Source organism: Streptomyces sp. NBC_01363, from assembly GCF_026340595.1.
Lineage (GTDB): Bacteria > Actinomycetota > Actinomycetes > Streptomycetales > Streptomycetaceae > Streptomyces.
In genome coordinates this window covers 2052830-2076988 of record NZ_JAPEPF010000001.1, presented here as the reverse complement: position 1 = coordinate 2076988, position 24159 = coordinate 2052830, and the positions used below count along the sequence as shown (strand labels likewise).

General features: G+C 72.8%; 14 protein-coding genes, 1 tRNA gene and 1 pseudogene. 6 read left to right on the top strand and 10 right to left on the bottom strand.

Going from position 1 to position 24159, the window contains the following annotated elements; all coding sequences use genetic code 11:
• Positions 1-71: 71 nt before the first annotated feature.
• Entirely contained in the window at positions 72-905 is an 834-nt protein-coding gene (locus OG611_RS09735; protein WP_266417561.1) for a carbohydrate-binding protein, read from the bottom strand.
• A 168-nt stretch (positions 906-1073) separates the two neighbouring features.
• Complete coding sequence (locus OG611_RS09730; protein ID WP_266417558.1) at positions 1074-2435, bottom strand: carbohydrate-binding protein; 1362 nt, start codon at positions 2433-2435, stop codon at positions 1074-1076.
• Between the two features lie 194 nt (positions 2436-2629).
• Between OG611_RS09730 and OG611_RS09725 the strand changes: the two genes are divergently transcribed.
• Entirely contained in the window at positions 2630-3310 is a 681-nt protein-coding gene (locus OG611_RS09725) for a phosphotransferase (protein WP_266417555.1), read from the top strand.
• 27 nt (positions 3311-3337) lie between these two features.
• On the opposite strand, the pseudogene OG611_RS09720 reads toward OG611_RS09725, so the two are convergent.
• A pseudogene (locus tag OG611_RS09720) lies at positions 3338-3495 on the bottom strand (serine hydrolase); the annotation flags it as partial.
• Positions 3496-3725: 230 nt separating this feature from the next.
• Between OG611_RS09720 and OG611_RS09715 the strand changes: the two are divergent.
• The 5 genes from OG611_RS09715 to OG611_RS09695 are packed head-to-tail and all read left to right on the top strand — an operon-like array spanning position 3726 to position 10141.
• Positions 3726-4283, top strand: coding sequence for a hypothetical protein (locus tag OG611_RS09715; RefSeq protein WP_266425699.1), 558 nt, complete (start codon positions 3726-3728; stop codon positions 4281-4283).
• The gene (locus OG611_RS09710) at positions 4280-7669 is read left to right on the top strand and encodes a CHAT domain-containing protein (protein ID WP_266417553.1); all 3390 of its coding nucleotides are present in this window, start codon (positions 4280-4282) and stop codon (positions 7667-7669) included. The genes OG611_RS09715 and OG611_RS09710 overlap by 4 nt, the downstream gene beginning before the upstream one ends.
• Entirely contained in the window at positions 7666-8349 is a 684-nt protein-coding gene (locus tag OG611_RS09705) for a hypothetical protein (RefSeq protein ID WP_266417551.1), read from the top strand. The genes OG611_RS09710 and OG611_RS09705 overlap by 4 nt, the downstream gene beginning before the upstream one ends.
• Positions 8346-9011 (top strand): RES family NAD+ phosphorylase, encoded by a 666-nt coding sequence (locus tag OG611_RS09700; RefSeq protein ID WP_266417549.1) that lies wholly within the window; start codon positions 8346-8348, stop codon positions 9009-9011. The genes OG611_RS09705 and OG611_RS09700 overlap by 4 nt, the downstream gene beginning before the upstream one ends.
• A gap of 56 nt (positions 9012-9067) precedes the next feature.
• Positions 9068-10141 carry a macro domain-containing protein gene (locus OG611_RS09695; RefSeq protein ID WP_266417547.1) on the top strand — a complete coding sequence of 358 codons (1074 nt, stop codon included), beginning with the start codon at positions 9068-9070 and terminating at the stop codon, positions 10139-10141.
• 1374 nt (positions 10142-11515) lie between these two features.
• Here OG611_RS09695 and OG611_RS09690 read toward each other — a convergent pair.
• The 7 genes from OG611_RS09690 to tmk form a co-directional block, all read right to left on the bottom strand.
• Entirely contained in the window at positions 11516-14455 is a 2940-nt protein-coding gene (locus OG611_RS09690; protein ID WP_266417545.1) for a tetratricopeptide repeat protein, read from the bottom strand.
• Between the two features lie 2 nt (positions 14456-14457).
• A complete protein-coding gene (locus OG611_RS09685; RefSeq protein WP_266417543.1) occupies positions 14458-16305 on the bottom strand; it encodes an HSP90 family protein in 1848 nt (615 codons plus the stop codon).
• Positions 16306-16362: 57 nt separating this feature from the next.
• Entirely contained in the window at positions 16363-17349 is a 987-nt protein-coding gene (locus OG611_RS09680) for a hypothetical protein (protein ID WP_266417541.1), read from the bottom strand.
• Positions 17350-17692: 343 nt separating this feature from the next.
• Positions 17693-17769 (bottom strand) — tRNA-Thr (locus tag OG611_RS09675).
• A 118-nt stretch (positions 17770-17887) separates the two neighbouring features.
• Positions 17888-19432, bottom strand: a complete 1545-nt coding sequence (locus OG611_RS09670) for an alpha/beta hydrolase (protein ID WP_266417538.1) — start codon at positions 19430-19432, stop codon at positions 17888-17890.
• Positions 19433-19569: 137 nt separating this feature from the next.
• Positions 19570-20775 (bottom strand): DNA polymerase III subunit delta', encoded by a 1206-nt coding sequence (locus OG611_RS09665; RefSeq protein ID WP_266417535.1) that lies wholly within the window; start codon positions 20773-20775, stop codon positions 19570-19572.
• A gap of 194 nt (positions 20776-20969) precedes the next feature.
• Entirely contained in the window at positions 20970-24125 is a 3156-nt protein-coding gene (gene tmk / locus OG611_RS09660) for a dTMP kinase (RefSeq protein WP_266417533.1), read from the bottom strand.
• Positions 24126-24159 lie beyond the last annotated feature (34 nt).

Sequence of the window (24159 nt, the reverse complement as noted above, 5' to 3'; positions counted from 1 at the left end):
TGGAGAGGTCCGGGCCGGAAAGCGTTCCCGGCCCGGACCCGGCGCGGCGCGCGCCCCGCTCCGCTGCGTGTCTACCCGCGTTCCCACAACGCGGGGACGTTCGGCGGTTCCCAGCCGGCCATGGCCGAGTGCGCCTGCAGACAGCGGTAGGCGACGCCGCCGTACGTGACGCGGTCTCCCGCGCTGTAGAGCGTTCCGGCCGCCCAGGTGGAGCCGGGCGGATCGGTCGGCGGGTCGGTGGGCGGATCGGTCGGGGTCTGGGCGAGGTCGAGGACGAAGTCGAACGTCCCCTCCTTCGCCGGTCCGGCGTCCCGGACGTTCATCAGGAGCGCGGGGTCGAAGAGGGCGTCGGTGTTGTTGCGCGGCTCGTCCGGGAAGTACAGCTGGGTGGTCAGGATGCCCGAGCCGGGCGCCTGGACCTTGACGTGGATGTGACGCGTACGCCCCGGGTACAGCCCCGGCACGATCGTGGTCAGGCCGAAGGCTCCCGACTGATCGGTGAACTGGTGCCCGCGGAAGGCGAATCCGCTCATGTCGTACGCGCCGTCGGTGTCGGCCTGCCAGAAGTCCAGGAGCACTCCGGGGACGGGTTTGCAGGCCCGCCCGAAGACGTAGCCGCTCACGGTCAGCCGGACGCCGGGCGTGCTGCCGGTCACCAGGCTCGTACGGAGCGGGGAGTCGGGCTTGAAGTAGGGCCCCTCGATCTGGTCGTGGGTCGGGCCGTCGCCGTCGTCGCAGTTCGGCGTGGGGGCCGGCGGCCAGCCGCCGCTCCCGGCATCGCGGGCCAGCGCGACGCCTCCGCCCGCGAGCAGCGGGACGGTGCCGGCCACGAGAGCGGCCTTGAGCAGTGTCTTGCGGCTGATCCGGCGGTCGCCGCCGGAGCCTTCGGTCGGTTCTGGGGTCATGGCTGATTCCTCGGATGGGGGAAGGGCACGTGCATGACACAGAGCACGGATCAGGGAGCAGGGACCGGGGTGCGCGCCGCCCGGCCGGGAGGCCGGAGCGGAAGCCGGGCGGGCGCGGTAACCGGTGGCGGCCGGGCCGGAGCCGCCGGTTTCACTTCGGGAGAGCCCTCAGACGCGTTCCCAGAGGGCCGGCACGTTCGGCGGCGTCCAGCCGGGCTGGGCCAGGTGCGGCTGGAGGCAGCGGTAGCTGTCGGAGCCGTACGTCACGACATCGCCCGCCGCGTACGTCGTGCCCGCCGCCCAGCTGCCGCCCGGCTCGGTCGGCGGGTCGGTGGGCGGATCGGTCGGGGCGCCGTTGGTGACCAGGGTGAGCCCGTACGCCTGGAGCGCCGGGTTCACCGGCTGGAAGTACGTCGTACCGCCCTGGGAACAGTTGCCGGAGCCGCCGGAGGTGACGCCCTGCGCCTGGCTGCCGGAGATGAACGACCCGCCGGAGTCACCGGGTTCGGCGCACACATCGGTGCGGGTGACCCCGGAGACGGTGCCCTCCTGGTAGGTGACGCTGGTGTTGCGCTGCTGCACCGTCCCGCAGTGCCAGCCGGTCGTCGAGCCGGAGCGGCAGACCGACGCCCCCTCCAGGGCCTCGGTGGATCCGGTGACCGTCACATCGCCGTTGCCGTAACCGTTCACCAGGGCGCGCGGCGTCCAGTTGGTGTTGGTGGCGACCCAGGAGTAGTCGCGGCCGGGGAAGATGGAGCCCTGGAACGAGCCCTGCGCCTGCTGGTTGTAGCCGCTGGTGCCGACCCCGGGAGTTCCGCAGTGACCGGCGCTGACGAAGCCGGACTGACTGCTGCCACGCTTGACCGGGAAGCCTACGGAGCAGCGCCCCGAGCCGTTCATGTAGTACGCGTCACCGCCCCGCAGATCGGTGAACGTACGCGGCTCCTCCGCCGAGTGACGCACCGTCACCCAGGCAGGCGCCACCCCGGAATCGGCGAGGAACGCATCGGCGGCGGAGGCGCGGGCGGCCTGCACGACGACCCGGTTGCTCGCCACGTCGACATACCAGACGGGCACGCCCTCGGGGGCCTCGCGCAGCGCCACCCGGTCCAACGCGGCCTTGACCGCGCAGAGTTCGGCCTGACTGTGCTCGACGACGACGGGCCTGGCACCGGCCTCGCGGATCCGGGCGGCGTCCGAGGCGTCGGTGGTGGCCACGGTCAGGGCCGCGTCGGCACCGCTCACCCGGGCACCGGCGAAGTCCGCGCCGAGGGAGCGCTTCAGCCCGGCGGCGACGGCCGCCGCCCGGGTCTCGTGGCCGAGCCGGACGCGCGCCTCGGCGGCGGTCAGTCCGAGGTCGCGTCGCATGGCCTCCAGCAGACCGGGCGAGAGCTGCTCGGTCCCCGTGGCGGCGGGGGTGCGGAGGTGGGGAGCCGGATCGGCGGATGCGCTGCCGGTCAGACCTGCCAGCGCGAGCACACCGACGGCCACGGTGGCGGTACACGCGGCCGGGGCACGTCTGCGGAGCATGGATCTCTCCACGGAACTCTCCTTGACTTCGGGGGAATTGCCGCCAAGGTAGCCGCGCACACGTCATCCCCAGGAGATCCCGTTCGCCCCCTCACTTCGCGTTATGGGGCCCCTGACCAGCGACAACGGGCTCCCTGCTCCGCAGTCGGGCCGCGGACATCCACATCCGCCGGCGATCCCCGTAGGTTCGCCCCATGCGAATAGGCGAGCTACTGGGTGCCGGACGATCCGCCGATGTGTACGCACTCGACGAGAAGTGGGTCCTGCGCCATTACCGCGACGGCATGGACGCCACTCCCGAATGGATGGTCATGTCCTACCTCGGCGCACACGGCTACCCGGTCCCCCGTCTGGGCCCCCGGGACGCCGAGACACCCCCCTGCGACCTGGTGCTGCAACGCCTGACCGGCCCGACGATGCTGGATTCCCTGCTGGCCGGCGACCTGTCGGCTGCCGACGCGGGCAGCATGCTGGCCGGCCTGCTCGACGAACTCCACACCGTCCCGGCCCGGCTCTCCCCGTACCCCGAGGACCGGATCCTCCACCTCGACCTGCACCCGGGCAACGTGATGCTGACGGACCGGGGCCCGGTGGTGATCGACTGGAGCAACACCACGGAGGGCGCTCCGGCCGCGGACCGGGCCATGTCGTCCCTGATCCTGGCCCAGGTGGCGGTCGACCCCCGGTCCCCCGCATCGTCGGGCGCCCGCTCCCTGCTGGACGCCCTGGTGCCGCACTTCTCCGCGTCCGGCGGCATCCCCGCCCCTCACCTCGCCGAGGCCGCCCGGCGTCGCGCCGCCAACCCGACGATGAGCCCGCACGAGGTGGACCTCATCGGCCGGGCGATGTCCCTGATCGAAGAACTGACGACCTGAACCCTGATCCGAAGCCCCTCGCCCGGCTCACTGCGTGGCAGGCCGGGCCGGCAGCGAATAGACGTGCCGTGGGGTCACGATGCGGTGATCGCCTCGCCGAAGAGAGTGCTCGGCTCCGACCCCTGGTAGTCGGTGTCCGTGTTGAGGAGCACGACCAGGGTGGCCTTCGACTCCGGCAGGTGGACGACGGCCCGAGGCCGTAGGCGCTCCGCGAGAGCTGCGGGAGAGCTCAAGAGCGTGGAGGCGGAGTGACCCCGCAACGGGCCGTACCGCGCATCGGATGCCGTGACTTCGGGCGTATGCCGGTTGTGAACCGGGCGCTCTCTGGGGCAGGGCTTCACGCCGCGCGGGCCGTGCTGCTTCGCTGGCAGGGTGAGTGAAGACAGCCAGGTGCGAGCACCCCGGTCGGGGCAGCGTGGACGTCGGTAACGCGACCGCCGCGGCGGTCGCGCTCATCGGAGTCGTCGGCACGCTGCTGTCCGCCGTGCTGACCCAGCGCGCCGCGGACCGGAACCGGCAGCGCGAGCACGCGCGCGCGGAGCGACTGCGGGCGCGGCGCAGTGAGGCCGAGGCACGGCACTCGACCTGTGTCGCGCTCAACACGGCCGCCCGCCAGTATCTGGCCGCCCTCACCGACCAGTTCCACGCACTCGGCGGCACCGAGGACACGGGGCCGGTACGAGTCCGGCTCGTCGAGGCCCGCGATCTGCACCGAGAGGTCCACGCGGAAGCCCAGTTGCGGCTGCCGGAGCGGATCCTCGGCATCGCGGACGAGGTCAGCCACGGTCTGGGCGCGCTGTACGGCAGGCTGCTGCGCCTGGCCGACGGGATACCCCGGCCGGGCGAGTCACCGGCCGCCGCGAAGGCCGACATCGACGCGCTGTGGGACCGGCTGCGCACATTGCGGCGGGAGATGCGGGAAGAACTACGGGGACCAGGCAGGGACGACCGGCAGGCCGAGGGGGATGTGTGACCTACCCGGAGATCGAGGAGAACGGGGGCGTCCGGGCGCTGCGCACCTGGGTGATGGCCGCCACGAAACGGGCGCTGCGGCTGTACCCGCCGGGCTCCCCCGGGGCCGGCCCGGACGTGTACGACAGATCGATCGCCGAACTCGACGAGCTGACGCGTCTGCTGGAGCACGACGCGGAACTGCGTGCCACGGTGTCGGTCCAACTCGGTTCCGTCCTGGCGATGCGTCATCTCGCCAGGGGCGGCGTGCCGGCGGACCGGGAGCGGGCCCGGCGGCTGCTGCGGGAGGCCCGGGACCCGGCGACGGCGACCGGGGCGGCGACGGACGCGGATGACCGGCGATGGGCCGCGCTGTCCCTGCTGTCCCTCGTGCTGCCGGTGCCGCAGCAGGACGTTCGCAGTGATCAGCCGCCCTCGTTGTCCGGCCTGCTCGACTGGCGCGCCGAGCTGGGTCCTGCGGGGATGGCTGCCGCCGTGGTCGAGATGCGGGAGTTGCTGGACGAGGTCCAGGAGCTGCCGCTGCCGCCGGAGCAGCACGAGCAGTTGCGGCGGACGGGCGCCGTGCTCGCGCAGCTGGCCGGGCCCGATTCGCCCGTCCGCTCCATGCGCGCGTTCATGGACGCGATGTCCGGTGGGGTCCCGTACGAGGACGAATTACGGAAGGTGACGGACCTGCTGTCGGACCTGTCCGACCCGCCGGCGGAGCCGGCACCCGCCGCGCGCGCGGAAGCCCCCGCGCCTCCCGGTCCGCCCCCCGGTCCACCTCCCGGCGGCACCGAGGCCTTCGCCGCCATGAACGCCGTCGTCCCCTCACTGTTCGAGGCATTCGACGCCTTCCGGAGCGGCGATCCGCAGACCCTCGACCAGGCGCTGGGCCGGCTTCGCGACGCGCACGGGCTGATGCCGTCCGGCCATGAGCTGGGACCCCAGCTGGAGATGCTCAGCGCCACCCTGCTCCAGCTGGGGCAGGCGACCGGCGGCAGCCTCCACGACGGGGCGCTCGGCCGTACGGTCATGGAGACACTGGGCGACCGGAACGGCCTGTTCACGCCGGACCCCGCCAATCCGATCGACCGCGAATTCGCGGTCCTCCTGCGCGTCGTGCCCCTCAGCGTCCGGCTCCGCACCGCTCACGAGGCGGAGGACGTCGGGGCCGTGCGCGCCATCCACGCCGAACTCGTCGCGCTGGACACGGAGACCCCACGGGACCACAAGCTCCGTTACCTGGTCATGGGGGGTCTCGCCCAGTCCTGCATCACGCTCGGCATGCTGACGGACGACAGCGACATGATGCTGCGCGGCGCCGACCACTTCGAGCAGGCCACCGCGGCGGCGGACTCGTTGCCCCCGCTCTTCCGGGACCTGGTCGATCAGGCCGGCCTCGGCCCGGACGCCCTGCGCGCCAGGGTCACCAACGACGCGACACTGCTCCGGAACCACGCCCCCGCGCCGTCCGACGCGCCGAGGGGGCAGCAGTGGCTCGCCACGATGTCCCTGGCCCTCAAGTACGGCCTCACCCACGACCCGGCGCATCTCCCCCCGCTCATCGGTGAACTGGAGCGCATCCGGGACGAGATCCGGCAGGGCCGGCAACCCTGGTTCGCCGCGGACGCCCTGTGGCAGCTGGCGGTGGCCTACCGTGCCCGCCGGCACCATACCGAGGACGCAACGGCCCAGGCCGCGGCGACGGACACCGCGCTGGAGGCGCTGCACGTACTGGCGGGCGACGTCATTCTCCAGCGCGGCGCCGAACACGGCCTGCTCACGGCACGCTCAGGCGCCGAACGCGGCGTTCGCACCGCCGTCTGGGCCGCTTCGCAGGGCCGCGCGGAGGATGCGCTGGCCGCTCTGGAACTGGGCCGCGCCCTGGTGCTGCACGCGGCATCCACCTCCCGAGCCGTGCCGGAGCTGCTCGAAGCGCGCGGGCACGAGGAGCTCGCCGCGGCATGGCGGGCCTCCGGCACCCGCGATACCGACACCGAGGACGGGCCGCCGGGAGAACTGCCGAGCACCCTGCGCCGCCGCGCCCTGGAGGCGCTCGGCCACCGGCAGCAGCGGCTGTTCACCACCCCCACGGCGCACGAGTTGGCGGACGGACTCGCCGAGGCCGGGGCGGACGCGCTCGTCTACCTGCTTCCCGGCGAGGGCGAGACGCCCGGGGTGGGGATCGTCGTGGGCCCGGACCACAGCGTCGGCGTGGGGGGTCTTCCCCTTCTGTCGGACACCGGAAGCGCACCTCTTGAGCGCTACCTCGACGCGGCCGCCGCGCGCTCCCGGCAGCTCGGCGATCCGGCCGCCGAACAGGCGTGGGAGGAGGCCCTGTCGGAGCTGTGCGACTGGGCGTACCGCGCGGGGCTCGAAGAGATTCTCCACGCCGTCGAGGGACGGCTCGACTCCGGTGCGTCCGGCCACGACCGCCGTCCGGGCCCCCTCCGTATCGTCCTGGTGCCGTGCGGGCGGCTGGGGGTCGTCCCCTGGCACGCGGCACGCCTGCCCGCGGCGGCGCCCCACGACTACGTCTGCCAGAACGTCGTCATCAGTTACGCGTCGTCCGGCGGCCAGTTGCTGCAGACGATCAAACGCGCACAGCTCGACCCGGCCGCCGCCCCGGTCCTGATCGCCGACCCCCGGCAGGAACTGACCCACGCCGAGCGGGAGGCCGCGGCGCTCCACGAGGCCTTCTACCCGCGGGCGCGGATGTACGGCGAGTTCTACGAACCGCCCGTGGAACCGGTGGCGACCGGCACGCCCGACGAGGTCCTCGCCCTGCTCTCCGAGTCCCCCTCACTGCTGCACGTGGCCTCGCACGGCTCGGCGGGAGTGCGCCCGACGGTGTCGGCACTGCATCTCGCCTTCCCCGACGGCACCGACATGCTGCCGCCCGAGGAGGGCGGTCCCGGGGCCGTACCGGACCTGGGCATGCTGACCGTGACACGGCTTCTCGACCGGCCGTCCGACGAAGCTTCCGCCCCGCACGGCCCGTTGGTGGTCCTGAGTGCCTGCGAGACCGACCTCAGCACCCGTGACCACGACGAGGCCCTGACCCTGACGACGTCCTTCGTCTCGGGCGGGGCACGCAATGTGGTGGGGTCGCGGTGGACCACCCGGGACGGGGCCTCGGCGCTGATGATGGCGGTGTTCCACCACTACCTGGCGGTCGAGGGGCAGGGACCGGCGGACGCGCTCAGGGCCGCACAGCTGTGGATGCTCGACCCGGACCGCAGGAATCGGGGCTCACTCAGCGGCGGGCTGCTGCGCGAGATCCAGCGCCCGGGACTCGACCGCCTCCTGGTCTGGGCGGCGTTCATCCACCAGGGGCACCCCGGCTCCGGACAGACAACGACGGCAACGACGGCGCGGACGGCGTCCGCGGAGGGAGCCGCATGAACCCGGAACAGTTTCTCGACCTGGTCGGCGAGCACTGGGACAGTATCCGCGAGTCGCTCGACGACGAGCAGTACGCACTGTTCCTCGCCCGGCTGGGTGCGCTCGCCGAGACGGCGGAGGAAGACAACAAGTCGGTGCTCAGGGCACTGAAAGGCGTCAAGTTCGCCCTGATTCCCCTGCCGTTCGACCACCCGGTGCAACTGGCCCTGGAGTCCGTCCGGTACGCCGGTGCCGCGACCGTGCCGACGCCCGCCGTGGCCGGTGCGCGGTCACTCCTCGTACGCATCTCGGAGCCGCGGCCCGCGCCGGGGACGGCGGCCATCATCCGTGCGGTGCAGGCCCGCCTGCTGGCGGAGCCCGCGCTCGACCACCCGGTCGTGGACGCCCGTTGCCAGTCGGCGGGTCTCGACGAACCACCGCCGGAGCTGATCCGCCTCGACGACACCGAGCACGGCGACCGCTACCCGTCCTTCCAGTTCGCCGGTGCGGCCGGCGGCCCGATCCCCGTCGTCCTCCGCGTCAACCGCATCCTCCTCTCCGACACCGACCCCTGGGGCGCCGCGGACTGGTGGCTGAGCGGCAATGTCTGGCTCGGCGGAAAGCCCGCATCGCTGCTCGGGGAACTCCCCGAGGAACAGTTGGTGGGCGCCGCCACGGCTCTCGTGGAGGGAGACCGATGACCGGAACCCTTCCCCCGTCCGCCTTCGTGCTGCGGCCCAACAGCCGCCTGCTCCCCGCCGGTACGCTGCTGTGGCGGATGCACAGGACGAAGCGGCCGGCCGAGCAGTTCAACCCGATCGCGGTGGACGCCCACTTCGGCGGCAACCGCTTCGACGGAACCGAGTCGGACCCGTACCAGTACCTGTACCTGGCCGACACCCCGGCCACCGCACTGGCCGAGACCCTGCTGCGTTCCCTTGAGTTCGACCAGGACGCCGGGATGCGCCTGATCCCGTACGCCGCGGTCCGGGGCAAGTCCCTGACCCTGTTGCGCACCCGCTGCGAACTCGCCCTGGTCTCGCTGGTCACCGAGGCGGACCTGGCCGCCGTGTGCCAGGATTCGTGGCTGCTCGAAGCGGAGGGCGAGCGCTACGCGAAGACCCGTCGCTGGGCGAGCGAGATCCGGGCCCAGAAGCCCGAGACCATGGGTCTGATCTGGCAGTCCCGGCGCAACCGGCCCCACCTCGCATCGGTCCTCTTCCACGACCGGTGTGCGGGCGAGCCGCTCGCCGCGGTGCCGGGCAACGGCATCCCGGACATGGGCTCCCCGGCCGGTGTGGCGGAGACGAACCAGCTGCTCGCCCCGCTGCGCAGTGCGATCGTGCCGCCCCGTACCAGCTGATCGCCCGTGTCACCCAATCGCTTGTGGCGGCACGCGAGCGGTGCCATCGTGACACCATGCCACTCGTTGACCACGAGTCAATTCTGGCGGACCTCAGGCAGGTTCGGCGTGCCGGACCGGTCAGGCTGCGCGACCTGACGCTCTCCGCCCTCCGGCGTGCGGCCGCCGCCCGCACACCGGACGGCTCGGTCGAAGGACTGCTGCGGCTCGCCGTGGCGCGCATCGACACGGACACCCTGCGGACGGCTGCCGAGTACACCCTCGGCCTGGCGCAGGGCACCCGGGACTGGGCGCCCTCGTCGCGGCGCAGCCGGGCGGCCCAGGTCTACGGGGTCAGCGTCGAGCGTTTCCGCAAGCACCAGGAACTCGTGGTCCTCGGACACGTCGCCGAGCAGATCGTGGAGCTGGCGGACGGCGGCGCCGCACAGGACTGGAGCGGGTCCTCGCACCGGCACGTGGACGTCCGCGCGGCCGGACGCAGTGTCCGCCTCACCCTGCACGTCCACCCGGTCGACCTGCTGCGCAACGTCGACGTGGTGGTCTCGCCGAGCAATACGCACTTCGGGCTGCCCGAACCGTACAAGTCCTCCGTCTCGGCCTCGCTGCGCCGGGCGGGCGCGGTCCAGGGCGTGACCGGCGACGTGCACGACGACCCCGTCCACGACGGCCTGCGCAAATGGACCGCCCAGCAAGGCACTTCGGGCCGCCCGGTCCTCCCCGGCACCGTGGCCGCGACCGATCCCGGCGCCCTCGCGAGCCAGGGGATACGCCGGATCTACCACGCCGCTGTCGCCGTGCCCCGGGCCGGCACCAACGACTACGACGTGCTTCCCGCCGACATCACCCGAGCCACGTCCCGTGTCCTCGCGGTCCTCGCGGACGAGCACGACCACTTCACGCCACCGCTGCGCTCGGTGTGCTTCCCGCTGCTCGGCTCGGGGCGCGGCGGCCTGCCGTACGAGGTCAGCCTGGCCGCCATGTGGCCCGCCGTGGAGGCGGAGTTGGCCCGGGGCGCGCAGTGGGATCTCCACTTCGTCGTCCGGACCCCGGGCGCCGCCGCGCTCCTCGAACGGCTGCCCACCAGGATCCGCCCGCACCGCGACCAGTCCCCGCCCGGACCTTCCTGTTGACTGGAACCACCAGGGGAATTCCGGCCGTCCACCGGCCGTAATTCCCCAGGCTCCCCTTTTCCCTTCGCCTTTCGAAGGGGATCAGGAGGAATCCGGAACCGTGTGCTTCATGTAGGCGTCCGTGACACTTGCATGCTCAAAGGTCGACTGGCTCTGCGATCGGAGAGGTAAGGATCATTGATCGGCGAAAATGATCGTGCGTGTCCGGTGTGCGGAACTCCTGACGGGGACGAACCCCGCTGTCCGGACTGTGGATGGCAGATGCACGGCGACCCGGTCCTGGGGGATCCGACCGACGCCGACCGGGAGTCCGCGGCAGCCGTGCTGCAGGCCGCCGAGCACGCCTGGGACGTACGGGCGGCGGCACTGTCGGGGGCGGGCACCGACGACGGGGGCCAGACGGCGGCGGTGCTGCGGGGCGGCCCCGCGGGGCCCGGCGAACCGGATCCGGCGAAAGGGCCCGCATTCCCCCGGGACCTGCCCTCACCCGGCACGGCACAGTGGGAACAGACCCTTGCGGACCTGGTCGACGGCCGTGTTGTTCGTGGAATTCACTTCCGACCGCGTCAACGTGATCAAGGCCGTCGTGGACCGGAGCGGAATACCGCGGCAGACCGACGCCGGAAGCGCCGATTGGGATTCCATCGTGCCACTGCTCGATCCGCGCGGGGAAATACGCCGGTTCCAGCTCGCGGGCGGAATCGGCACCTTGCCGGTGGTCGGCCGCAGGGAATTCGACAACGCGCTGACACGGTGGCTCCGCGACCACATCCCGCCCGCCTGTGCCCACACGGTCGTCCTGGTCGTCCGCCGGGCGGGCCGGCTCCTGCTGGACCGGGCCGCGGCGCTGCTGCGGACCACGTACGCCCTGCGGGCCGAGCTCCGCCCGGCGTCGGCAGGTCCCGTCGCGCCGGGCGGGGCCGCCGGCCACCCGGGCCCCGCACACGGGACGGACACGGAGGCGGTGGTACGCGAGGCGCTGCGCAACCGGCTCGCCGAACACGAGTCCCTGCGTCGCCAGGCCGACGAACTGCGCCACCAGGAGCAGCTGGTGCTCAACCTGGACGCTCTCCAGGAGCAGCAGGAGGTTCACGACGATCTCCGTCCTCCCCGGGTGGGCCGATCGGCGGAGCCGGCGTGGAGCCGCCCCGCCGGAACATCTTCGCATCCCCGGGTCCACGCCGACCGGTTGTTCCGGCCTTTGCGATCAAACGGCCGGACGACCCCGCCGACGGCTCGACCACCCGGACGTCACGGCGACTTCACGCCCCGGGGCAGCATCCGTCACGGTCCCGGAGGGCAGCTGCCCGCACGTCGGGGCGGCCGGTCGCCCGCCGGGGCCGGAACGGATTCCTCAGCACCACGCCCGCCGCGTCACTCCCCGTCGCGCAGCCGGTTGGCCAAGGAGGCCAGCGGCTCGGCCTCCTCGGTGTGGCCCAGGGCCGTCAGGCGGGAGACCGCCGCGTCGAGCCGGTTGAGGGCGGGGGCGGGACGCTCCAGGTAGATGCCCTCCACGGCACCGGCGAGACGGACGCACTCGGCCCACTCGCCGGCGTGCTCCTCCTCCGGTCCCGGCTCGCCGAGCAGGGCGAGGGCCTTCTCCAGGGCGGCCAGGGCGGCATCGGGCTCACCGGCGTAGGCATTGACCCGCCCGTGTTCGTAAGCCAGGGCGGTGTCCAGGGAACGGCCGCGGGCCTGGTACTCGGCGGCGCGGGCCTCGTCGGCGATCCGTCCGGCGGCGGCGAGGTGGGCGAGGGCGTCGGCCAGTCCGTCGGAGCCCTGCTGCTGGGCCTGGAGGCGGGCGAGTTCGCGCAGGCAGTTGCTGAGCTGCTCGTAGCGCGGGGCCCGCGCATGGGCGGCGAGTGCCTGGTCCACGACCTCGCGGGCCCGGTCGAACTCGCCGGACTCGCCGAGGAGTACGGCCGTCTCCGCGGCGATCATGGCATGGCTCCCCGGGTCGTCGTCCCAGCCGGCCGACTCGGCCGCGAGGGCGACGAACTCCGTCGCGGCGGCCTTCAGGTCCTCCCCCGCGTGCAGCGCGCGGGCGCGGGTCAGGCGCAGCTGAGCGACGAGCCGGTCGTCCAGCTCTCCGGTGGCGACATCCGGTTCGGCCAGGAGGGAGTCGAGCAGGGCGATGCAGTCCTCGACGCGGCCCAGGTCGAGGCAGAGCTGGGCCGCGTTGCTGTAGGTGCAGAACGCGTCCGTCCGGCTGCCGCCGCGCAGGTCCAGCTCCGCCGAGCGCGTCAGGTGCCGCAGCGCCTCGTCGGGGCGGCCGAGGTGCATGCAGGCCTCGGCCAGATCACCGTGGAGGCGGGCGGCGTCGACCACGCCGGCCGGCCAGTCGGCGGCCAGTCGCAGACTCTCGGTCAGGTTCGCATGCGCGGCCTGCGCGTCCTGGAGTCCGATCTGGATCCGGCCGCGCAGTCCGAGCGTACGGGGCAGGTGCCAGGCGGGGCCGTGCTCCTTCAGCCGGCCGAGGAGGCCGTCGATCCCGGTGACCGCGGCGGGCAGGTCGCCGGAGAGGGCGTACGTGCCGGCCCGCAGCAACAGGGCGCCGGAGATCTGCCCGACGAGGTCGTGCCGGGTGGCGAACGCGTGCAGCAGGTCCACCTCGGCGAAGACCGGCGCGACGTGCTCCTCGCTCCCCGACGTCTGCAGGCGCATGCCGAGCGCGGTCGCCCGCAGCCGCAGCAGACGGGCCTCCTGGTACGGGGCGAGGCCGGACGTCTCCTCGTGCAGGCGGACCACGGACGCGTGGGCGGCGGTCAGCGCGGCGGCCTTCGCCTCGGCCCCGTCGGCACCCTCGCCCTCCGCGGGGATCTCGGCGGCGGCGAACAGTGCGCAGGCGCGGGCGATCACCGCGTCACCCGGCACTCCGGCGTCGTCGTACAGACCCGCGGCCTCCTCGTGGAGAGCGGCGGCATCGGCGAACTCGTCCTTCTCGCCCGCCCGGGTCGCCTCGTCGGTCAGCAGATCCGCGCGCAGCCGCACGAGCGGGCCCACGGCCGGGTCGTCGGGGTGGGTGTAGTCGCGGGCGGCGACGAGCGTGCGCAGCCGCGCCCAGCAGGCCTGTGCGCCCGGGTGCCCCCGCTCGTCCAACTCCCGTGCATGGAGGATGAGTTCGGGCAGCGATTCCGGGACAGCGGCGGCCGTACGGGCGGCGGGCGCGGCAACCGGGGCGGCCGGGGAGACGTCGTCGAGGCCGCGGGTGCGCAGGGTCAGTTCCAGCGCGTCCAGGAGCGGGGCACGGTCGAGGCGTGCCCTGCGGCGGTCGGTGTGGGCCGTGGTTCCGTTGCGGGCGTCGAAGCGGGCGGCGAGGTCGTCGGCGCGACCGCGCACCTCGGCGCGCAGTCCGGCCACCGTCCAGGTGCGGCCCGCGTATCCGGCGGCGGGCAGTTCGCCGTGGCCGAGGTGGTCGACGCGCTGGAGGAGGACCTCCACGCCGGTGAGGAAGTCGAACAGGTCCAGCGGCGAGTCCACCTCGTCGAACAGGCTCCGGTTCTCGGCGAGCAGTTCCAGGCCGCGTGCCTCGTTGCCGGTCAGGGCGCAGAACTCCAGGTGCCGGCCGACCTCCCGGGACATCGAGGGGTTGCGGCGGCAGCCGCGGTAGCCGGCGAGGTGCAGCTCCCGGGCCCGGTCGATACGGCCGGTGCGCAGCAGGGGCAGCAGCGCGTGCGAGACGGAGCGGGCCGGCTCCTCCTGGCAGGACTCCTTCCCGGCCAGGACGGGCTCCCAGGCGCCCAGCGCCCGCTCGTCGTCGCCCGCCGCGAGGTGGTGCAGGGCGAGCTCGCCGATCTCGCAGGCCTCGCAGTCGCTGAGCCGGGTCCGGGGGCGGCCCGCCCACAGCTCGTAGGCAAGGGTGGTGTCCTCACCGACGTGGACGGCGAGCTGGAACGCCTGTCCGTAGTAGGGCTGGAGGCCCAGGCCGGCCTTCTCGTACCGGTCGCGCATCTCCGTCAGCCACTGGCGCAGGCTGGCCAGCGGTATCTCGGGCAGCTCGCACAGGGCGCCGGCCACCCACTTGAACCGCCAGAACAGCGTATGGCGCCGGCGCTCGTCGAAGGCATCGGGCTGCTCGTCGAACAGGGTGAGCAGGCGGGCGAAGACGACGGGCGACTTCCGGGGTTCGGAGCCGTAGGTGTACGCCTCGTGGAGTTCGAAGAGCGCGTCGACGAGCGGGGCGGGCTCCGCGAACTGCTCGGCGGCGTCAACGAGTTCCTCGGCGGTGACGGTGCGGGGGCGACCGTAGGGGCGCCGGTCGTTCTCCTGGAGCGCCTGGTACAGCTCGTCGGTGGTCTGGGGTGCGGTCGGCATCGTCAGCTGTCCTTGCGGAGGGCGTGGGCGAGAAGGTCGAGGAAGGAGCGGTTGATGAGGCTCGACTCGGAGGGCCTGAGCGGGCGCCGGGACAGCATCGCGGCCTGCCCGTAGAGGGCTTCGGCGCTGGTACGGGCCAGCTCGGGCTCATCGATGGCGACGGCGGCGCGGACCAGCGGGTTGAGCTGGTTGAGGATCAGCTGGGCGCGCGGGGCCTCCTGGCGCAGAGCGCCGAGGATGTCGCCCCACAGGCCGCCCTCCTGCTCACGGGCGAGCTGGGAGCGGGTGCGCTCGTGCCGGGCCTCGCGGCTGTCGACGAGGAGGGCGGGGGCGGAGGCGGGCTGGAAGGTACGCAGCGCGACGTCGCAGTCGAAGACGGCGAGGGCGTCGCGGGCCAGGGCGAGGTAGGCCATGGCGGCCAGTTCCGTCTCCCGGTCGACGGGGTCGAGATGGGCGGTGAGGGTCGCCGGGTCGAGGTCGGCGACGCTGACCTCGGGCCTGATCTCGGGTAGCCGGTGGACCAGTTCACGGTCGTATGTGTAGCCGCCGTTGACGACGCCGAGCCCGGCGGCCGAGGCTATCGCCGCGACCTGCCGGAACTCCTCCACGCTCGACGTCACGAGCACGGTGCGGTGGGTGCGCGCGAACTCGTCGAGGGTGGCGTGCCCGTCGGTGGTCTCGAACGGCAGCCAGGGCAGCAGCATCCGCAGGATCTCGTCGTCGTGCACCGCCAGCGACTTCACGGCCAGGTGATGGGCCTGGAGGAAGCGGGCGAGCAGGTCCGGATCGCTGGCGGCGGCTCGGGCGATCCACGCGCGCAGCCGCTCGGCGAGGGCCTCGCGAACGGCGGCGAGCGTGTCGTCCTCGTACAGGGACTCGCGGGACGCCGTCGGGCGCAGGCTCTCGGCGTCGACGACGCAGCGGACGAAGAACGCCCACTCGGGCAGGATCTCCTCGGCCTGCTCGGACAGCAGCATGCCCTTGACGTGCACGCGATGGCCGTGGCGGCGCCCGGTCGGCACCGCCTCGGGCAGCACGCACGCGATGCCCTTCAGGCCCACGGCCGGCAGGTCCAGCTCGATGGTGTCCAGCGGCGTGAACCCGAAGACCTCCTCGCCGTAGGCGGCCAGCGCGCGGGAACGGGCTCCCGGGGTGGGGTGCGTACATGCCCAGGGTGCGGGCTCGGGGTTGACGGATGCGCCCGGACCACCCGTGCCGTCGTCGAAGGACACCGGGTGGCGCAGCAGGGAGCCGAAGTGCCGGGCCAGCGCGTGCACCCGCGCCGGCCGGGTCCACTCGCCCGTGTCGGCGCGCGGCGTCAGCGTGACGGTGGTACCGGGCCGGGGGCGGGCGGATGCGGGCAGGGTGCGGACGGCGTAGCTGCCGTCGCCGCGCCCCCGCCACTCCACGGCGGGTGCGTCGGGGGTGCGGGCGGAGCGGCTCAGGACGTGGATCTCGTCCGCGACCAGGAAGCAGGAGAGCAGGCCGATCCCGAACTGGCCGATGAAGTCGCCGCGTTGCTCGGCGATCCCTTCGGCGCGCTTGCTGCTGCGGCCGATCGTGGCGAGGAAGGTGTGTACGTCGGCCTCGGTGAGACCGACGCCGTCGTCCTCGACGCGTACCACCGCACCGTCGGCGTACAGGCGGATACCGAAGGCGTCGGCGGGGGCGTCCGGTTCGAGGCCGTGCCGGGCGGTCAGCGCGTCCACCGCGTTCTGCAGGAGTTCGCGCAGGTAGACGCGGGGGCTGGAGTAGAGGTGGTGGGAGAGGAGATCGACGAGGCCGCGCAGATCCACCTGGAAGGTGCGATCGGCGCCGGCCGGGGTCGCTGCGGTGTCGGGCAGAGTCATCGGCAGTCCGGAGTGGAAGGGGCGACGGATGGCGGGAGGGACCGGGACCGGCGTGGCTCAGACGCGGCGGTGCCGGCGGGCGAACTGCTTCTCGGGCTCCGCGAAATAGGCCCAGGGCCAGCTGGTGTAGGCGCCGTCGAGCGCCTGGAAGACGCGCCGGACCGTGTGGCGCTCGTCGGCCAGCGACAGGGCCATGGCGAACATGTTGAAGTCGTGCTGCCAGCCCGGTCGCCGCGCGTAGGCGGGGTGGAGAATGCTGTGGTCGGCCGCGTTGCGCAACTCGGCCTGGATCTCGGGAGTTCTGAGGCAGTTCGCACGGTCCGACTCGACCCACTCCTCGATGTGCGCCATGGCGATCACGCAGCCGATCCGGTGCCCCTGCGGGGCGCGGACGAACGCGTCGCGGGCGAACGCCAGGGACTGCCCCGGCTCGCCGCCCCAACGGGGCTGCAACTGCGACAGCCATTCGATGTGGGTGTCCAGGTCCAGCGGTTCGCGGCGCAGGGCGGCGTCGAGCCGGGTCTCGTTGACAGTGGGACCCAGCGACATGCCACGGCCGGAGGCGAGGAGGTGGCGCCACGGCGTGACCCATTCCGGCCGCAGCTCGGCGGCCTCCAACAGCTGCTCCTCGGCGATCCGGAGCCGCTCGTGGAAGACCCGCCACTGCTCCTGCGTGACGTTCGCGGCACGCTCGGCGGTGCGCGCCTCCCAGCCCCAGCTGACGTGGCGCGTTCCGGATATCAGCAGGGCCGTCGCCCGGTGCTCCTGGTCCTCCTCGGCGGCGCGGCCGATCCAGTCCTGCACACCGTCCAAGGTGGCCAGCTCACCGAGGACTTGGTGGTCGCGACCGAGGTCGAAGGGGACCAGCGCCGCCTTGACCGCCTCCCAGTCGCCCGCGTCGGCCGCCTCCACCAGCGCGAGCACCCGCGCGTCCCCGAGCGCGCGCAGCGTGTACATCCCGTTCTTCCGCCTGCGCGGGACGGGAAGGGCGTGCGGATCCGCCGCCGGTCTCTCCTCGCCCCTGCCGAACAGCTTGCCGAACATGCCGCGCCCTCCCCTGGTCCCGCGTGATCGTGGGGTGCAGCATAAGCGGGCCCACCGACATCACTTCCACAGGGTATTCACGGGTGCTTCACGATTCCGGCCACGCGGATTCCCGCCCACTCCCGAGCTGCCACGAGCCCTGGCGGTCCGGCCCCGTGGACGAGTGGACCGAGGACGACACCACAGCCCTGTGGATGAAAACGTCGACCGACGATCGATTCCGGACCTGCACAGGACGATGAGCGGGTCACGCGTCACGCGTCGCGCGTGTCCGATTGCCCCGGAGCCCAAGGTCACCACAACAAAAAACCCCAGGTCACGGCGAGTGAGTCCTGGGGTTTCTTGGAGCCGCCTTCGGGATTCGAACCCGAGACCTACGCATTACGAGTGCGTTGCTCTGGCCAACTGAGCTAAGGCGGCACGCCCTGTCGCACTATGGTGCGATCAGCAGCGTCGCCAAGTCTACACAGTTTCCGGGGGTGCTCCGTACCAGCCTCGTTTCGGGCCGTTTCCGCAGGTCAGTGGCGAGGCGGGGTGGTCAGGAGCACATCTTGCCCTTGGCCGGCGGGGTGCCTTCCAGGAGATAGGTGTTGATCGCCGTGTCGATGCAGTCGCTGCCGCGGCCGTACGCCGTGTGGCCGTCGCCCCGGTAGGTGAGGAGGGTGCCGGAGGAGAGCTGGCCGGCCAGGGACCGGGCCCACTTGTAGGGGGTGGCCGGGTCGCGGGTCGTGCCGACCACGACGATCGGGGCCGCGCCCTTCGCCTCGATGCGGTGGGGGGTACCGGTGGCCGGGACCGGCCAGTAGGCGCAGTTCAGGGCGGACCAGGCGAAGGCCCTGCCGAAGACCGGGGACGCCTTCTCGAAGGCGGGAACGGCCCGGGTGACGGCCTTGGCGTCGGCGAAGGCGGGCGGCAAGTCCAGGCAGTTCACGGCGGCGTTGGCGAACATGAGGTTGGCGTACGTGCCGTTCGGCCGGCGTTCGTAGTAGCTGTCCGACAGGGAGAGCAGGCCGGAACCGTCGCCCTTCTGGGCGGCGGCGAGGGCCTCGCGGAGCTGCGGCCAGGCCGACTCGTCGTACATGGCGGCGATGACCCCCGTGGTGCCCAGGGATTCGGTGAGCATGCGGGAGTCACCGGTGGCGATCGGCCGGGCGTCGAGGTCGGTGAAGAGCCGCTTCAGCCGGGTGGCGGCATCGGCGGTCGAGGTGGTGCCGAGCGGGCAGTCCTTCTTCTTCACGCAATCGGCGGCGAAGGCCTGGAACGCGGTCTCGAAGCCCTCGGTCTGCTCGCGGTTCAGGTCGACGGCGTCGAGCGACGGGTCCATCGCGCCGTCGAGGACCAGCCGGCCGACCCGGGCGGGGAAGAGTCCGGCGTACGTCGCACCGAGGTAGGTGCCGTACGACGCCCCGACGTAGTGCAGCTTCTCGTCGCCGAGCAGGGATCGCAGGATGTCCATGTCGCGAGCGGTCTCGCCGGTGGAGACATGGGGCAGGATCTCGCCGGAGCGCTTCTCGCAGCCGCCCGCGAACCGCTTGAACGCGCCGCTCAGCTCGGTGACCTCGCCGGCGTCGTCCGGGGTCTGGTCGACCTTGGTGTAGGAGTCCATCTGCGGACCGGTGAGGCATACGACGGGCTCGCTGCGGGCCACTCCGCGCGGGTCGACGGCGACCATGTCGTAGCGGGCCCGGACCTGGGCCGGGTAGCCGACGGCCGCGTAGCCCTGGAGGTACTCGATGGCCGAGCCGCCGGGGCCGCCCGGGTTCACCAGGAGGGAGCCGATCCGCTTTCCGGGTCCGGTGGCCTTCTTGCGGGAGACGGCCAGTTCGATTTCGCCGCTGTCCGGTTTCTTGTAGTCCAGTGGTGCCTTCATCGTTGTGCACTGGAACCCCTCGACGCCGCAGTCCCGCCACTTCAGTTGCTGCGCGTAGTACGACGTGAGCTCTGCGGGGACGGACGGCGTGGGCGAAGCGGATGATGCGGACGGCGAGCTGCTCGTCGAACTGCCGCTGGTGCAGCCGGAGATGAGAAGGCCGGCCGTGCCGAGCGCGGTGGCGAGAATGCGGAGCGAGCGCCTGGTGTCCATCCCCGGAGCGTAGTGGCCGGGTGACGGTTCGCCCGATTCGCTCCTCGTACGGGTGAATGAGCGATCACGAATGAGCGATCGTGAACGGGCCGGGTGCGGATAAGCGGGTGCGGGCGGCCGACCGGGAACGGGTGGTGTCAGCCCGCTCGCAGCGCCATCGTCATCGCCTCCACCGCGAGCAGCGGCGCGACATTGCGGTCCAGCGCCCGGCGGCAGGCGGTCACCGCCTCTATCCGGCGCAGGGTGCGCTCGGGCGTGGAGGAGCGGGCGATGCGGTCGAGGGCGTCCTGGACGTCCCCATTGGCGATGGCGATCCGCGAGCCCAGCTGGATGGCCAGCACGTCACGGTAGAAGCCGGTCAGGTCGGTGAGCGCGAGATCGAGGCTGTCGCGCTGCGTACGCGTCTTGCGGCGCTTCTGCCTGTCCTCCAGCTCCTTCATCACCCCTGCGGTGCCGCGCGGCAGCCGTCCCCCGGCGGCGGCGCCGAGTGCGGCCTTCATCTCTTCCGTCTCCTTGACGTCGACCTCCTCGGAGACCTGCTTGGCGTCATCGGTGGCGGTGTCGATCAGCTCCTGGGCGGCCTTGAGGCAGCCCCCGATGTCCTCGACCCGCAACGGGAGTTTGAGCACGGCGGCGCGACGCGAGCGGGCCCGCTCGTCGGTCGCGAGGCGGCGGGCCCTGCCGATGTGGCCCTGAGTGGCTCGGGCGGCGGAAGCGGCCCGCTCCGGGTCGATGCCGTCCCGCCTGATCAGGACGTCTGCGACCGCGTCGACCGGGGGCGTGCGCAGTGTGAGGTGGCGGCATCGGGAGCGGATGGTGGGCAGCACGTCTTCGAGGGAGGGCGCGCAGAGCAGCCACACCGTCCGGGGCGCGGGCTCCTCGACCGCCTTCAGCAGTACGTTCCCCGCGCCCTCGGTGAGCCGGTCGGCGTCCTCCAGGACGATGACCTGCCAGCGGCCGACGGCCGGGGAGAGCTGGGCGCGGCGGACCAGCTCGCGGGTCTCCTTCACACCGATGGAGAGCAGATCGGTCCGGACCACTTCCACGTCGGCGTGTGTGCCGATGAGGCTGGTGTGGCAGCCGTCGCAGAAGCCGCAGCCGGGTGCGCCGCCCAGGGCGCGGTCGGGGCTGGTGCACTGGAGGGCGGCGGCGAAGGCACGGGCGGCGGTGGAGCGGCCGGAGCCCGGCGGTCCCGTGAACAGCCAGGCGTGGGTCATCTTCGACCCCGGCGGCACCGACTCCCCCGCGGAGTGGGCGGTGACCAGCGCATCGGCGTCCCGGGCGGCGGCGCCGAGCTGCTCCTGCACCCGGTCCTGGCCGACCAGGTCGTCCCATACGGTCATGGGTCACCGCCCTTCCGGTGGTGTGCACGCTGCGCGGCCGTCGTGCGGTGCCGCCGCGCAGCTCTGATGTCGCTGCTTGTCGATCCGGCTTCCCCGATCCGACACCCATTGTGGGGGACGGGTCTGACAATCCCGGCAACAAGGCGGCCCGGCGGATGCGGGGCGGGCAGTACCGGCCCGGCATCCGTCACGGATCAGCGACGCGGGCGACGCCCCCGGCCCGAGCGGTCCGAGTCCCCGTCGTCGTGCTGGTCGCGGCGATCGCCCAGCAGCTCGTCCGCCAGCGTCGGCAGATCGTCCAGCGGGGTCTCCTCGGCCCAGTCGGGACGAGGACGGCGGGCGGGGCGCTCCTGGCCTTCCCGGTGATCCTGGACCGGCCGCGAGGCACCCGCGCGCGGATCGTCGATCTGCGGAAGCTCACGGGTGCGCTCGTTCTCGCTCTCCGGCACGGAGCCCGACGGACGCTCGTCGCGGAAGATGCCCCGCGGAATCCGGTCCGCCGGATTCGTCTCACGAACGTCCCGAACGCCCCGGACGTCCCGCACCGGCGGAAGAACCGCCGTCTCGTCCGCCGCACCGGGCCGTTCCGGCCGGTCCTGGATCCTGGGGATCATCGCCGTCTCGGCCTCGTCGGAGGACGTGGGCGAACTGTCCGGCGCAGGCACCTGCTGCGTCACGTCGTTCGGGTCGACGATCGGCGTCGGCACCGTGATCTCGTTCTCCGGTACGGACGCGGCGGCAGCGGCCTCCGCACGGGCCTTCTCCGCCGCGGCGGCGGCCTCGGCCTCCGCCCGCCTGCGGGCCTCCTCGGCCCGCAACAGCGCCTCTTCGGCCTTGCGCTGCTTCTCCAGCCGCAGGGCCTCGGCCTCCCTGCGCAGCCGCGCCTCCTCCTCGGCCTGCCTGCGCAACCTGGCCTGCTCGGCCTCACGGGCCGCTTCCTCGGCCTCGCGCCGGACCCGCTCCTCCTCGGCCACCCGGCGGGCTTCCTCGGCCCGCCGGCGGGCTTCCTCCGCCTGGCGTTCGGCCTCGCGCCGACGTGCTTCCTCCAGCTCGCGGGCCTTGCGCTCCTCCTCCTCGGCACGGAGTTTGGCGAGCTGTTCCTGCCGCTCGCGCTCCAGCCGCTCCTCCTCGGCCTTGCGGGCCGCCTCTTCCTCGGCCTTGCGCCTGGCCTCCTCCTCGGCGGCCTTGCGCGCCTCCTCCTGGGCCTTGATCTCGGCCTCGGAGAGCGGAAGGAGCTGGTCGAGCCGGTGACGTACGACCGTGGTGATCGACTCCGGGTCCTGGCCCGCGTCCACGACCAGGTAGCGGGTCGGGTCGGCCGCGGCCAGCGTCAGGAAGCCGGACCGCACCCGGGCGTGGAACTCCGGCGGCTCGGACTCCAGCCGGTCGGGGGCCTCGGTGAACCGTTCCCGAGCGGTCTCCGGATCGACGTCCAGCAGCACCGTCAGATGCGGTACGAGCCCGCTCGTCGCCCAGCGCGAGATCCGGGCGATCTCGGTCGGGGAGAGGTCGCGGCCCGCGCCCTGGTAGGCGACGGACGAGTCGATGTAGCGGTCGGAGATGACGATCGCACCGCGCTCCAGCGCCGGACGGACGACCGAGTCGACGTGCTCGGCGCGGTCGGCGGCGTACAGCAGCGCCTCGGCCCGGTTGGACAGGCCGGCCGACGAGACGTCGAGCAGGATCGAGCGCAGCCGCTTGCCGACCGGCGTCGCGCCCGGCTCGCGGGTGACGACGACCTCATGTCCCTTGGCACGGATCCACTCGGCGAGCGCCTCGACCTGGGTGGACTTGCCCGCGCCGTCGCCACCCTCCAGGGCGATGAAGAAACCGGTCGCGGCGGGGGCGACGGCAGGGTCGCCACCGCGCAGCGCCTCACGCAGATCGCGGCGCAGCGGCACTCCGGAGCGGTCGTCCGTCTTGGCGAGGACGATCACGGCGACCGGCAGCAGCAGGGCGCCGATCAGCATCAGGGCGAAGGCCGCTCCACCGTGCTCGAAGACGAAGTCGCCCGAGACCAGCCGGTGGGCGCCGATCGCGGCGGCCAGCAGCGGGCCCGCGAGCGCGCCGAGCGCGATGAGGACCCGTACGACGGCCTGGAGGTGCTCGGTGGTCCTGGCCCGGCGGAACTCCTCGGTCTCCTGGTCGACCAGGACATGACCGGTGTGGGCGGCGACGCCCGCGGCGTATCCGGCGAGCACCGCGATCATCAGCACGGTCGCCGTGTCCGGCACGAGACCCATGGCGAGCAGCGCGATGCCGGTGACGGCGGTGGCCAGGGCGAGCAGCCGGCGCCGCGACAGGGTGGGCAGCACCTTCTCCGCGGTCCGGATGCCGACGCCCGTGCCACCGGTCAGGGCGAGGATCAGCAGCGCGAAGGTGGCGGGTCCGCCGCCCAGGTCGGCGGCGTGCAGCACCGAGGCCGCGGCGGCTGCGGCGATGGCCCCGGCGACCGCGGCCGATGCGCCGACGATCAGCGGGACGGCCCCGGTGCGGCCCCGGTCGGGTCCGCTGCCGGTCGACGGCCGCCGCAGGCCCTCCAGCGGCGAGCGCGGGCGGGGGGTCTGCGTACCGGGCAGTTCCAGGAAGTACAGGGTGGAGATCGACGCCGAGAAGAGTCCGGCCGCGACGTACGAGCCGAGGGCCGCCTGGTGGACCGAGAACCAGTCCAGGCCCGAGCCCAGCAGGTTGCCGACGAGGGTGGCGATCAGCAGGACGACCGCCGCGGCCGGGATCGCGGCGAAGTCGGTACGGATGGAGAGCCGGCGCAGTGCGTCGAGGTGGTCGGGCAGCGGGCGTACCGCGGCGCCCTCGGGGGGCGGGGCGGGCAGCAGCGCGGGGGCGGCGCCGTCCTTGGCGACCGTCCACAGGCGTTCGGCCGCGCCGACGACGAAGACGGTGATGAGGATCATCATGAGTGCCTTGTCGGGCATCCAGTCGATCCACAGCGGTGCGACGACCAGCAGCGCGAGCCGCAGCCCGTCCGTCCCGATCATCAGCCACCGCCGGTCCAGCGGTCCGCCGGGCGCGGTGAGCGTCGTCAGCGGCCCGAGGAGTACGGCTCCGAAGAGCAGGGTGGCAAGGATCCGGGCACCGAACACCGCGGCGACGGCAAAGGCCGCCCCTCGGTACCCGGCTCCGAATGAGCCCTCGAGGACCGCCGCTTGCAACGACATCAGCACCAGCACGAGAAGGGCGAGTGCATCGCCGGTACTGCCGACGAGCTGCGCGCTCCACAACCGCTTCAGCGGGGGAACACGCAACAGGGCTCGTACGGCGCGCTCGCGTGAGTCTGCGGCAAGTGTGTCGGAGGTGGGGCTCACGACCGTTGGCTGCTCGGCTCGCGTCATCCGCCCAGCCTATCCGGAGCGATGGGGTCCCCGG